Consider the following 13,530-nt stretch of genomic DNA (forward strand, 5'->3'; position numbering starts at 1 on the left):
ATGACAGTACATCAATTATCTGTTTTTGTAGAAAATAAATCGGGAACTCTCCTAAAAGTTCTCGAACTGCTGAAAGAGGCTGAAATTCAGTTAATAGCCTCTACCATTTCCGATACTGTGGAATACGGAATCTACAGAATAATATGCTCCGATCCTGAAAGAGCCTTTCAGACACTAAGCAAGGCAGGAATATCTGCAAACGTTTCGGAAGTATTTGCCATAACACTCGACAATTATCCGGGAAGAGCTGCCGATGCAATAAAGAGCTTCACAGACGCAGGCATAGGCATATCATACCTGTATTCGTTCCTACTGGCAGGAAAGGGCATCCTTGTTTTCCGCACCGACGATGCCGAAAAGACGAGAGATGTAATTTCAAAGAACAATATGAGTTATCTGGAAGATAAAGACTTGTACAATATGGCATAAACAAATGCAATATGAATTACTTGAAAGTAATCATCTTGTTGCTTATAAAATTTACAGCACCATAAACAAAGAGTCCAAGGAACTGGGCAAGATATTCATTGAGATGAAGAAGTTCCACCAAAACAAGAAGAAACACAAACTGAGCGCTGTAGGCCATGACAAAAGCTATAAGGAAGAACAGTATCTGACGCTGGATGCTGTTCTTTTTTGTTTCCTTGTCCAAAGGAAAAATCCAGTACTTGCACCAAAGGAAGTTGTTTATCTGTGCGGCCGTATATGCAGAAATATTGGCTATCATATAGTCAAGTCTGCAAATATGCATAAGCACCCATACCACCAACGCAGCAATCACCGCATTGAGAGTACCCACTATGACAAACCTTATGATACGTACTGTTTCTTTCATTAATGAAATTCAAAAATACGGCACGGAAACAGGTATAATCCAAACACACCTATATCCGTGCCTAATTATATTTAAAGAAGTTTTATCAGTTCTTTTCCTTGATGTCAACTACCAGGTTAAGCTCGTCAAGCTGTTTCTGGTCAAGATAACCAGGTGCATCAAGCATAACGTCTCTTCCTGAGTTGTTCTTAGGGAATGCTATACAGTCGCGGATTGAATCCAGACCGGCAAAGAGTGATACCCAACGGTCAAGACCGTATGCAAGACCACCGTGAGGAGGTGCACCGAACTTGAAGGCGTTCATCAGGAAGCCAAACTGTTCCTGTGCCTTTTCAGGAGTAAATCCAAGGATTTCAAACATCTTGGCCTGAAGCTGAGAGTCGTGGATACGGATTGAACCACCTCCTACTTCAACACCGTTGATAACCATATCGTATGCATCTGCACGAACTGCAGCAGGGTCAGTATCAAGAAGTGCGATATCTTCATCCTTAGGATGAGTGAACGGATGGTGCATAGCCATCAAGCGGCCTTCTTCTTCGCTCCACTCGAACATCGGGAAGTCAACAACCCACAGACAAGCAAATTTATTCTTGTCGCGCAATCCCAACTGATTACCCATTTCGAGACGGAGTTCACAAAGCTGCTTGCGAGTTTTCATCACATCGTCACCGCTGAGGATAAGAATCAAATCGCCCGGTTTTGCACCGAATGCTTCTTTCATCTTCTGCAGTACTTCCTGTGAATAGAACTTGTCAACGCTTGACTTCACATTACCGTCAGCCTCAACACGTGCATAAACCAATCCCTTAGCACCGATCTGAGGACGTTTAACGAATTCAGTCAACTGGTCAAGCTGCTTGCGTGTATATGTAGCGGCACCTTCGGCACAGATACCACCGATATATGCAGCATTATCAAATACAGAGAAACCATAACCTTTGAGGATATCCATCAGTTCGACAAACTTCATTCCGAAACGCAAGTCAGGTTTATCGCTACCGTAATATTTCATTGCATCTGCCCAAGGCATACGGATAAACGGTTCAGTAAGTTCAACACCGCGCAATTCCTTAAACAGGTGTTTTGCCATACCTTCGAACATGTTGATAATATCTTCCTGTTCAACGAAGCTCATCTCGCAGTCAATCTGAGTAAACTCAGGCTGACGGTCGGCACGAAGGTCTTCATCGCGGAAACATTTCACAATCTGGAAGTAACGGTCGAAACCTGAAACCATCAACAGCTGCTTCAATGTCTGAGGTGACTGTGGAAGTGCATAGAACTGTCCCGGGTTCATACGTGACGGAACGACAAAGTCGCGCGCACCTTCCGGAGTAGAACCGATAAGCATAGGAGTTTCCACTTCAAGGAATCCTTTGCTGTCAAGATAACGGCGTACTTCCATTGTCATGCGGTGACGCAATTCCAAGTTCTTGCGAACAGCCGTACGACGAAGGTCAAGGTAACGGTACTTCATACGAAGGTCATCGCCACCATCAGTATTATCTTCGATAGTGAAAGGAGGAGTCTGAGCAGAATTCAGAATGTTAAGCTCAGAAACGATGATTTCGATATCACCTGTAGGAATATTATTGTTTTTGCTTGAACGTTCGTTCACGGTACCTTTTACCTGAATAACGAACTCACGTCCCAGATGATTGGCTTTTTCACAAAGGTCGGCATTCACATCGGTATTGAAAACCAACTGTGTGATACCATAACGGTCGCGGAGGTCAACGAATGTCATTCCTCCCATCTTACGTGTACGCTGTACCCATCCGGAAAGCGTAACATTTTTGCCTGCATCGGCAAGTCTCAACTCGCCACAAGTATGACTTCTAAACATATTAAGAGTATTTTTAATCTTTTGAACGACAAAGTTAGTACATGTTTTTGACTTATGCAATTATATTCACTTTTGAGTTTCTTCCAGCTTTGCCTTTAGGCGTTCCAGAAGATATATGGCTCCCTGCATCTTAGGATTTTCATAATTTATCTCAGCCTGTACAAAAAGTCGGTTTATCGTATCTTTCAAATCCGGGATATAAGTAGCCTTATCAAGCTGTATAGACTCCGGAAGATCTATTTGTTTAAACCATTCCTCCAGTTCAAGAAGCTCTTCATGCGTGTATAACTTCAATGTTATTTTTGCCATATTACTGTTTTTTTGTTTATCTGAATTAATTAGAAAGGATAACCCACCGCAAAGTGGAATGCGAAATCACGAGAGAAATCGGGTCTGATCACAGGAAATCTGTCAGCTCCACTTTCCATAGGATTTATAGCCTTCATACCTCCATCAAATCTCAATATCAGGAAATCCAAATCAAAACGGACTCCAAGACCGTATGACACCGCAATTTCCTTATAGAAACGGTTGAATGCAAACTGACCGGTATCATCCGTATATCTGCTTTTCAGAGTCCATACATTTCCGGCATCGATGAATGCTGCTCCATTCAGTTTCCAGAACAAATGTGTCCTATATTCTACGTTCAAATCCAGTTTTATATCTCCTGTATGATTCACATAATCCAATGATCCTGAATTACCATGATACCTGCCTGGCCCCAACGAACGCACACTCCATCCTCTTACACTATTTGCACCTCCCGAGAAATAGAGTTTTTCGAAAGGCAAACTCTTTGAATTGCCATATGGTATTGCCACTCCTGTAGCTATATGGAATACAAGCGAGTTTCTATCATCAATCATGATATTCTTGGCGAAATCGAAATCTGTTTTCACATATTGTGCAAAACTGATGTTACCCATCCTGAAGGATTCTCCATCCGAAGGTTTTTTATGTATCAGTTTTGAAAATCCATATATCAGATTACCTGATTCTTCGATATTGAAACGTATGGAATATGAACTTTTCTTGGCAGTCTGCTGGGTTGTGACTCCGGCACTGTTATACGTATATGTATAGCCGAGCCTTACAATAAACAGATCTTCATAACTATATCTCAGCAACGGATTGACTTCATCCATGTAATTAAGATATTCAATGAAGGTGTTCGACCTGTACGGCATATAGATATAGTTTATATCAAGCACATCGAGTCTGTGATTGGCCCTTCTTCCACTATTCCATCTGTAGCTCCATGCTGCAGAAGCCAATGTACGCTCGAATTCCGGCCTGATCTGCCAATTATATTTTATGCTTACTTCCGATTTCGCATTTACTCTTTTTTTGAAATCCGATGTCAGGAAAGGGAACATAAATTCCGGGAAGTCCAAACTGCTCTCCACTCCATATTCAGTATAGTTATTGTTGGCATAACCTTCAAGTCCCGTAACAGCCTCGTACGCACCTCTCACCTTGATTGTAAAAGTCTCGGAACCCTTGAACAGATTACGATGTGTATATGTTACTGAAGCTGCAGCTCCCAAATCACCTGCAGAGTTGGTTCCTTCTACCTGAAAAGAAAGCATCTTGTTTTTGTTTTTTGACAAAGATACAAAAGCGTCAAGATAAGCAGAATCATTCTCCAGATGTTCGACAAACCTTATGTTAGAATATTTCAATATTCCCAATCTTGACAAAGAAGAATAAGTGGACATTACATCACGATTAGAATACAGTTTCCCAGAAACAATTCTGTTGTGTGAGTCAATAACCCCAGGACGCAAGAACAGTTTCTTGTCATATAGGATATTTATTCCTCCGTAAGACATCGTATCAAGATTAACACCATTATTGGGAGAAAAATCTACATCCATAAGATAATTGACATTCCTGATGCTGTATTGACGATGCAATGAAGTCTCGGAACTGTTGGGCATATTGTTCAAACCTATATTCATAGTAAGATCTATGCGGTAAGTTCCGTTCACTGTGTCCGCCTGAAAAGTAATATAGTCTTTGTTAAAACGATAATATCCCCTATTCAACAGAAACTGGGTTATCTTGTTTCTTTCCTCTTCAAGCTGGTTTACGTCAAACCTCTCTCCCACTTTCAGTCCGCTATGTATTGAGTCATTCATAAGCAAATCTCTGATAACATAATCCTCTACATTATAATCTATGGAAGATATGATATACGGCTTACCGGATGATATCCTGTAATATGTGTCAAGCTTGTTCTTTTTTATCTTTTCTTCAAGAGAAACCTGAGCACCAAGATAACCCTTATTCTGTACAGCACCAAGTATCTGCATACGGGTTTCCTCGGCTACACGGGCATCGTATATCCTTGGAGCATCGCCCATCTTACGAAGAATCTTATTAATCCACTTTGTAGAATCCTTGCCAGACGAACAATATATGTACATTGGAAGCTTGACTAGACTAAACCATTTGGAATTTGGCTTTTGACGTACGTAGGAATACATTTCGGAGGACTTGATTTCCTTATTGTCACTGCTGATATGCACCTCATCGAGCAAATATTTTCCTTCAGGAACAAATTTACTTACGGAACACCCGACGAGCAATAATGCCGTAACTACGATATATATATATTTACGAACCAAATCCACCATTCCGAAAAGTAAACAAATTTATTTGCAAATGTACAAAAAATCCACTAACAACACATAGTAAGGGATGAATTTATATAATTTATAAACGGCAAGATAACAATTAATTAAAAATATCTTCTTAGCTTTGCCGACAAAACATTTCAAATACAAATATGCTCAGTAAAAACAAAATAAAATTCATCCGTTCGCTGGAGATGAAAAAGAACAGAAAGGAGAACGGAGTATTTCTGGCAGAAGGCAACAAACTTGTTTCAGAACTTTCGGCACACTTCAAATGCAAACTTCTGGTAGCTACTTCGCAATGGCTGGATTCTAACAAAAATATAAATGCAGATGAAACAATAGCAGTAGAAAAAGAAGAGTTGTCACGTGCAAGTCTGCTTAAAACTCCACAGGATGTTCTGGCTGTATTCGAAATGCCTCACTATGAGGCATCGGACGATGATCCGAAAAAAGAATTATGCCTGGCGCTTGACGACATACAAGATCCGGGAAACCTGGGAACAATAATAAGGATAGCCGACTGGTTCGGAATAAAAAACATATATTGTTCGCATGGTACGGCAGATGCTTTCAGCCCGAAGACTGTACAGGCAACCATGGGAGCTCTGGCAAGAGTAAAGATACATTACTGTGACATAAAAGCACTTATTTCCGGGCTTGACGATGTACCTGTTTTCGGAACTTTCCTTGACGGGAACAACATATATGAAAGCGAACTGTCGGCCAACGGACTTATAGTAATGGGAAATGAAGGAAACGGAATAAGCAAAGAAGTATCGACACTTATAAACAGAAGAATTCTGATACCAAACTATCCGCAGGGAAACGAGACAACGGACTCGCTAAACGTGGCAATAGCAACAGCCATCGTATGTTCGGAATTCAGAAGACGACAACTCTAACCTAAACGTACGATTCTGCTTTCTTTCGAGAAAGACATATCAGAAACATTAAACATGGTTATATAATATGCATTTAATGTCAGGAGTGATTTATCGGAATTTTCAGATAATACACTCCTGATATTTTTATTCTCATCTACGAACAATACCGTAGAAGAAGCTACAGAATCATGTCTTGAATCAAAAGATATCTCAGGAGAATCACACGACAACACTATCAATCCGTTAAGCCATTCAGTGAAACAGGTTTCCCCTTCAAACGGATAATACCTAACGACTTGACCTGTATCGTCAATCTCAACAGTATGATTTCTAAGTAACAAGTCCAAATGAGGAATATACAACCTATGGGAAGCAAATTTTCTCATCGTACAATCATTTTGCCACCTGTTTTATTTCCTGAGGCTCTGCCATTACCCTGACTTTTCTGTCGGATACGCGTAGTTCTTCCTTCTCCGTCTTTTCTTCTTCGGATTTTACACATCTTTCCTTGGGCTCTTTCGACACGGCTGCAGGAGCATTTGAAGAACGGACATTATAACTTCCCTTTCTGTAACGCACAAGTCTGATATTGTTTACAAGAACTGAAACGTCAGCACTGTCAGGATTACTGAAATACACAAATCCATTGACACTCTTATATTCATAAGCAGAGTCAGGACTGAGAACAAGCTGCTCCTTACCTGATTTTTCTATCACTCTGGAAACTCCCAGGGTGCTGTCGTTCTTGAATGTTATATTCATTGCCACTACAGCCTTTGTACTGTTCTGAACATATGAAAGGAACTTATAATCGGCTTCGAATACCAGAATATCATTTTCATGGAATGTAGTATCCGCCTTGAGGTCAAACATAAGCCTGTTTGTAAGAGGTGATGACGTAAGCCAATAAAGGTTTCTGTCCGACCATACATCAACAGAATCTCCAGACAAGGATACGGAAATCTGTCCGCTTCGTTTGTTCAGTTCAGACCTCATCTGCTCTTCTTCCATCTCATAACGTTTCTGCAAGTTCTTGTATATATCTGTAAGCATCTTGCTGTTTCTGGTGTACCAAACCATTGAAGAGTCAAACTCAGCTTCGGTCACACCATGTTTCTTGAACACATAATTCTTATAAGATTCACGTTTGTATCTTTCTGTATAACTCAAATCATTGCCCATAGTAAGAGCCAGGTGATAGTCATATAGCAGCTCTTCCATTTCTGACGGCTGTATAATATCACCAGGTATCTGTTTTCCACAAGATACCAAAAACACGACAGCTACAAAAAACAATAAACGTAAATACTTCTTCATTATATATGTGTATTGGTTATTTTTTATCTGTATGAGACAAAGAATTAAGATATTTGCTATAAAAAACAAGCAATGCTATGATTCCGCAACTAATTGCAGCATCGGCAAAATTAAATATAGGACTGAAAAATATGAAATGCTCGCCTCCGACAAACGGCATCCAATCAGGCCAATAAGTATCAATTATCGGGAAATAAAACATATCGACAACCTTACCGTGCAGCCAATCGGCATAACCTTCACCCAGAGGTACGAAATTTGCTATCTGAGTTCTGGTACTCTCGCTGAAAATTTCTCCATAAAACACACAGTCGATAATATTGCCTATCGCTCCGGCAAGCACCAATGACAGGCAGACTATGTATCCGTTTTTCACTTTTTCAGGCTGACGCACAAGCTTGGATATATACCATGTAATCAATATAACCGCTACAATACGGAAAATGGTGAGAAAAAGTTTGGCAAATATTTCCAGACCGAAAGCCATTCCATTGTTTTCGGTGAAATAAATATAAAACCAGTCTGTTATCTTATAATTCTGATGCAGGAACATTGATGTTTTAACCCATATCTTAATTATCTGATCGATAATCAATACCGCCACCACTATGGCGGCAGACATTCTGCCTTGAGAAAAAATTCTGTTCATATCAATACCTATGTTGTCTGTAAAAACTTAAAACACCATAAACCTGAAAATAATCCTAAAAAATTGAGAACCGAAATACTTCGATTCTCAATTTCATAAAATAATAAAAATTACTTCTTTCCTTGTTGTTTAGCTTCGATACTTAATGTTGCATGTGGTACTGCACGAAGACGTTCCTTAGGTATCAGCTTACCTGTTTCACGGCAAATACCGTATGTCTTGTTTTCTATACGTACCAAAGCTGCCTGCAGGTTCTGAATAAATTTAAGCTGACGAGATGCCAGACGTGTTGTTTCTTCCTTCGACAAAGTGCTGGCACCTTCTTCCAATACTTTATACGTAGGTGATGTATCGTCTGTATCATTACCGTCAGCATTCATAATGCTGCTTTTAAGTTTCTCATAGTCGCGTTCTGCGAGCTGAAGCTTTTCCATTATAATGGCACGGAACTCCTCGAGTTCTGCGTCAGAATACCTTGTTTTCTCAGCCATAGTGTTTAAGTTTTAAAATTAATAATAGTACCTGCCAGATGTTACAACACCCGGCAGATGAGAACATTTATCACTGTTTGGTAACCTTCACAAACAGAGAGAAGTCGTCAAAGTTAAGTTCTGTACCTTCGGCAACTTCATCTGCCAATTCAAGTGAGTTAGCCAAAACTTGGTTGCAAATATAATTATTATATTCATTTACAGCATCATCAGTGTTGGAATTTCTTGATAAAGTGATATTTATTTTATCAGTTATTTCAAATCCGCTACTCTTTCTGATGTTCTGAATACGATTTACAAGTTCACGTGCTATACCTTCGCGTCTGAGTTCTTCAGTTATAGTCACTTCAAGAGCTACAGTCAGACGACCTTCGTTGGCAACAAGCCATCCCGGGATGTCTTCGCTGAAGATTTCAACATCGGCAGTTTCGATAACGGCGTTACCTCCGTCAAGAGCAAATGTGTAAGAACCGTTCTTTTCAAGTTCTGCAATAGCTTCCTGCGACATTTCTGCAACAGCAGCGGCTACAGCTTTCATCTGTTTTCCGAACTTAGGACCAAGTTTCTTGAAATCACACTTAACTTTCTTAACCAATACGCCTGATGCTCCTTCAACGAACTTGATTTCCTTAACGTTAACTTCACTAAGGATCAAATCCTTAACTGCCTCGATATGACGTTTCTGATCTTCGTCAACAACAGGAACCATGATACACTGCAGCGGCTGACGCACCTTGATATTAACCTTACGGCGAAGTGCAAGCACCATTGAAGTGACATCCTGTGCCATCTGCATACGTGCTTCAAGCTCCTTATTTATCAGACTTTCGTCGGCAACAGGGAATTTAGCAAGGTGAACAGAAACCACATTGTCGCGTCCTGTAACATTTACAAGATCCATATACAGACGGTCTGCATAGAACGGAGCTATAGGAGCCATCAGTTTGGCAACTGTCTCAAGACATACATACAGAGTCTGATAAGCAGAAAGCTTGTCTGTTGACATTGAGCTTCCCCAGAAACGCTTACGGTTCAGACGTACATACCAGTTACTCAAATTGTCGTTCACGAAGTCTGTAATCAGACGACCTGCCTTGGTTGGTTCATAATCATTATAGCAAGCATCAACATCCTTAATCAAAGAGTTGAGCAATGACAATATCCATCTGTCGATTTCAGGACGTTCTTCCATCGGTACATCTTTCTCTGCATAGCAGAAGCCATCGACATTTGCATAAAGTGCAAAGAATGAATATGTATTGTAAAGTGTTCCGAAGAATTTACGTCTCACTTCGTCCACACCTTCAGTATCGAACTTCAGGTTATCCCATGGAGAAGCATTGGTAATCATATACCAGCGCAATGGGTCTGAACCGAACTTCTCGATTGTAGCGAACGGATCTACCGCATTACCAAGACGCTTAGACATCTTGTTACCGTTCTTGTCGAGTACAAGACCGTTAGAGATAACATTCTTATAAGCTACACTGTCGAACACCATAGTAGCGATTGCATGAAGTGTAAAGAACCATCCACGAGTCTGGTCAACACCTTCAGCAATGAAATCGGCAGGATAGTAAGAACGGTTGTCAACTATTTCCTTGTTTTCAAACGGATAGTGAAGCTGTGCATATGGCATAGCACCAGAGTCGAACCAAACATCGATAAGGTCTGATTCACGTTTCATCGGCTTGCCGCTTTCAGAAACAAGGATGATATCGTCAACGTAAGGACGGTGCAGATCTATCTTATCGTAGTTTTCCTTGCTGTACTGTCCTGGAACGAAACCAAGCTTCTTATATGGATTTTCTGTCATAAAGCCTGCAGCTACAGACTTTTCTATTTCATTATAAAGTTCCTCTACAGAACCGATACACAATTCTTCGCCTTCATCGTTACGCCAGATTGGAAGCGGAGTACCCCAATAACGGGAACGGCTTAAGTTCCAGTCGTTCAAGTTTTCAAGCCACTTGCCGAAACGTCCTGTTCCAGTTGATTCTGGTTTCCAGTTGATAGTCTTGTTCAGTTCTATCATACGGTCTTTAGCTGCAGTAGAACGGATAAACCAGCTGTCCAACGGATAGTAAAGCACCGGTTTATCTGTACGCCAGCAGTGAGGATAGTTGTGTACATGCTTCTCAATCTTGAATGCCTGATTGTTCTGCTTCATCATCATGCAGATATAGATATCAAGCGATTCTGCAGCCTGAGCAGCTTTTTCGTCATATTTGCCGTCAACCGTGAACTGAGGGTCGTATGCATTCTTAACCCAACGTCCCTGATATTCTTTATAAGCATCAACATTTACACATTCCTTCACGAAAGCCTCATCAAGTTCGTCCAACAGATAGAACTTACCTGTCAGGTCAACCATAGGACGAGTTTCGCCTTTCTTGTTAATCATGAACAATGAAGGAATTCCTGCAGCACGAGCCACATTGGCATCGTCGGCACCGAATGTAGGAGCGATATGTACGATACCTGTACCGTCTTCTGTTGTTACATAATCACCAGGGATTACGCGGAAAGCCTTAGCAGAAGCCTCAACCCATCCATCAGCTGTAGCCTCAACAGGCTTAACCCATGGTATAAGCTGTTCGTATTCCATACCTACAAGGTCAGTACCTTTGTACTCGCCTACCACCTTGAACGGAATAAGTTTGTCGCCCGGTTTATAGTCTTCAAGAGCTATATCTTCAGCTTTCTTGTTGAAATGAGTGTAAAGAAGAGGTTTTGCCAAAACTACAGTCATCTTCTCGCCTGTATAACCGTTGTAAGTCTGTACGGCCACGTAGTCAATCTTCGGACCAACGCAAAGAGCTGTGTTTGAAGGCAATGTCCAAGGAGTAGTAGTCCAAGCTATGAAATAAGGAGTACCCCACTGAGCCATTTCAGGTTTCGGGTTCTTCATCTTGAACTGTCCTACAACAGTTGTATCCTTCACGTCACGGTAGCAACCAGGCTGGTTAAGTTCGTGAGAGCTAAGTCCTGTACCGGCAGCAGGAGAATATGGCTGTATTGTATAACCTTTGTACAACAAGCCTTTTCCGTAAAGCTGCTTCAGGAGCCACCACAAAGTCTCGATGTAACGGTTATCATATGTGATATAAGGATTTTCAAGGTCCACCCAGTAACCCATCTTATGAGTCAGGTCAGTCCATTCCTTGGTAAATTTCATGACATCAGTGCGGCAATGACGATTATATTCTGCCACAGAGATAGTCTTACCGATATCCTCTTTAGTAATACCCAGAGCCTTTTCAACACCAAGTTCAACCGGCAATCCGTGTGTATCCCATCCAGCCTTACGCTTAACCTGAAAATCTTTCATGGTTTTGAAACGGCAGAACGTATCCTTAATAGTACGAGCCATAACGTGGTGAATACCCGGCATACCGTTAGCCGATGGAGGTCCTTCATAGAAAACAAACGAAGGATAGCCTTCACGTTCAGTCATACTCTTTGAGAATACATCATTCTCATCCCATTTCTTCAGCACTTCTTTATTCACCTCAGACAGGTTCAGCTGAGAATATTCAGTAAATTTACTACTCATAGTTTATGTTGTTTTATCTAATTATCTTATATCTTGGCATATAGCCTTCCTAAATTTAGGCTGCAAATTTATAAGAAAAAATAGAGAATAAAAAGAAAAGGTTTTCAAAAGCTTTGCAAAAAGAATAAAAATTGTGGGTTAATGCTGTTTATCTTTTTTCATATCTGAAACAAAGCGAAAACCGTCCTTAAAATCATAAGTAAGATTTTTCTTCTCTGACATCTCATCCTGAAACCTATTTTATAGAAGTTATCGCTTGCACTTGTTTTCGGTGCATACATTCCGTAAATTTGCAACATTATCATAAAAAGCTGAATTTATGAAGAATAGAATATGTATTTGGCTTGTCAATCTACTCCTAAGAAGAAAAAGAATGACACTTAATGAAATCCAGGAAGAATGGAGAGCACACAATGCTGACTACAGCATTACATTGCACCGTAACACCTTCATGTCGTACAAACGCACAGCCGAAGAGATGTTCGACATCAACATCAATTGCGACCGTAGCACTAACGAATATTATATCGAATATCCGGAAGAAATAGGCAACTCCCCTATCAACCAATGGCTGATACAGGTTGCATCATCCACAGATGTTATTTCCAGACGTAAACGCCTTGCCGACAGAATCATCCTTGAAAGCACTTTCGGAGGCGAAGAACATCTTGACGCCATCACTGATGCCATGTCGCGCAGCAAATGCATAAACATCACCTATCATTCGTACTGGATGGATGCACAGAATTTCACTGTAGAACCTTACTTTATAAAATTCTTCCGCCAAAGATGGTATCTGATAGGCCATTGCCACGAGAGAAATGCCCTGCGTGTATATTCACTCGACCGTATGGACAGTGCGACAGTCAGCGACAAAAGTTTCACTATGAAGGAAAAGAACTATCCACAGGTATTATATAATGACAATTTCGGGATTATCCATGGTGAAGAAAATACCAAAGCCCACGATATTCTTTTAAAATTCACTACCAAGCAAGGCCAGTACATACAGACAAGACCGCTGCACCATACACAGGAAGTAATCTCTCACGATGAAAATTTTATCATCTTTAAGATGCATATGAAAATCACTCTCGATCTGGTTCAGGAGCTATTATCCTACGGCTCCAGCCTTCAGGTCCTCAGTCCGGACTGTCTGATTAAAGAAATCCGCAAGACTATAGGTGAGATGAACGTAAGCATTCAGTAAACCCCGTATGATTAAAACTGGTAAAGCCGGCATAGATTGTCTATTAAAAATTTCGACTTGTCTCTGAAAATGTTGAAGATATTCGACGATTTCT

The 13,530-nt window shown here is 40.6% G+C and carries 12 protein-coding genes; 3 read left to right on the plus strand and 9 right to left on the minus strand.

From position 1 onward, the window contains the following. Entirely contained in the window at nucleotides 1-429 is a 429-nt protein-coding gene (locus H6A61_RS12095; protein WP_204393941.1) for an amino acid-binding protein, read from the plus strand. A gap of 16 nt (nucleotides 430-445) precedes the next feature. Here the strand turns inward: H6A61_RS12095 and H6A61_RS12100 are convergent, their stop codons facing one another. The 4 genes from H6A61_RS12100 to H6A61_RS12115 form a co-directional block, all read right to left on the minus strand. After that, nucleotides 446-835 carry a GtrA family protein gene (locus H6A61_RS12100; protein WP_204393943.1) on the minus strand — a complete coding sequence of 130 codons (390 nt, stop codon included), beginning with the start codon at nucleotides 833-835 and terminating at the stop codon, nucleotides 446-448. 85 nt (nucleotides 836-920) lie between these two features. Further along, nucleotides 921-2,684, minus strand: coding sequence for an aspartate--tRNA ligase (gene aspS / locus H6A61_RS12105; RefSeq protein WP_154044102.1), 1,764 nt, complete (start codon nucleotides 2,682-2,684; stop codon nucleotides 921-923). A 66-nt stretch (nucleotides 2,685-2,750) separates the two neighbouring features. Beyond that, entirely contained in the window at nucleotides 2,751-2,993 is a 243-nt protein-coding gene (locus H6A61_RS12110; RefSeq protein WP_204393944.1) for a DUF6965 family protein, read from the minus strand. A gap of 29 nt (nucleotides 2,994-3,022) precedes the next feature. Next, the gene (locus H6A61_RS12115) at nucleotides 3,023-5,326 is read right to left on the minus strand and encodes a BamA/TamA family outer membrane protein (protein WP_204393946.1); all 2,304 of its coding nucleotides are present in this window, start codon (nucleotides 5,324-5,326) and stop codon (nucleotides 3,023-3,025) included. A gap of 152 nt (nucleotides 5,327-5,478) precedes the next feature. On the opposite strand from H6A61_RS12115, the gene H6A61_RS12120 reads away from it, so the two are divergent. Next, nucleotides 5,479-6,231, plus strand: coding sequence for a TrmH family RNA methyltransferase (locus H6A61_RS12120; RefSeq protein ID WP_204393948.1), 753 nt, complete (start codon nucleotides 5,479-5,481; stop codon nucleotides 6,229-6,231). Here the strand turns inward: H6A61_RS12120 and H6A61_RS12125 are convergent. The 5 genes from H6A61_RS12125 to ileS all read right to left on the minus strand — a co-directional run bounded on the left by H6A61_RS12125 (nucleotide 6,228) and on the right by ileS (nucleotide 12,226). Next, nucleotides 6,228-6,599, minus strand: coding sequence for a hypothetical protein (locus H6A61_RS12125; protein WP_204393950.1), 372 nt, complete (start codon nucleotides 6,597-6,599; stop codon nucleotides 6,228-6,230). The genes H6A61_RS12120 and H6A61_RS12125 overlap by 4 nt on opposite strands. 7 nt (nucleotides 6,600-6,606) lie before the next feature. Continuing rightward, entirely contained in the window at nucleotides 6,607-7,530 is a 924-nt protein-coding gene (locus H6A61_RS12130) for a DUF4296 domain-containing protein (protein ID WP_204393952.1), read from the minus strand. 16 nt (nucleotides 7,531-7,546) lie between these two features. Next, nucleotides 7,547-8,179: a lipoprotein signal peptidase gene (locus tag H6A61_RS12135; protein ID WP_204393954.1), complete on the minus strand. Its 633-nt coding sequence runs from the start codon at nucleotides 8,177-8,179 to the stop codon at nucleotides 7,547-7,549. A 110-nt stretch (nucleotides 8,180-8,289) separates the two neighbouring features. Then, the gene (locus H6A61_RS12140) at nucleotides 8,290-8,670 is read right to left on the minus strand and encodes a TraR/DksA family transcriptional regulator (RefSeq protein ID WP_204393956.1); all 381 of its coding nucleotides are present in this window, start codon (nucleotides 8,668-8,670) and stop codon (nucleotides 8,290-8,292) included. A gap of 70 nt (nucleotides 8,671-8,740) precedes the next feature. Then, the gene (gene ileS / locus H6A61_RS12145; protein ID WP_204393958.1) at nucleotides 8,741-12,226 is read right to left on the minus strand and encodes an isoleucine--tRNA ligase; all 3,486 of its coding nucleotides are present in this window, start codon (nucleotides 12,224-12,226) and stop codon (nucleotides 8,741-8,743) included. A gap of 319 nt (nucleotides 12,227-12,545) precedes the next feature. On the opposite strand from ileS, the gene H6A61_RS12150 reads away from it, so the two are divergent. After that, on the plus strand, nucleotides 12,546-13,436 hold the full coding sequence (locus H6A61_RS12150; protein WP_204393960.1) for a WYL domain-containing protein: 891 nt from the start codon (nucleotides 12,546-12,548) through the stop codon (nucleotides 13,434-13,436). Nucleotides 13,437-13,530 lie beyond the last annotated feature (94 nt).

Source organism: Bacteroides caecigallinarum, assembly GCF_016901995.1.
Taxonomy (GTDB): Bacteria; Bacteroidota; Bacteroidia; order Bacteroidales; family Bacteroidaceae; genus Phocaeicola; species Phocaeicola cellulolyticus.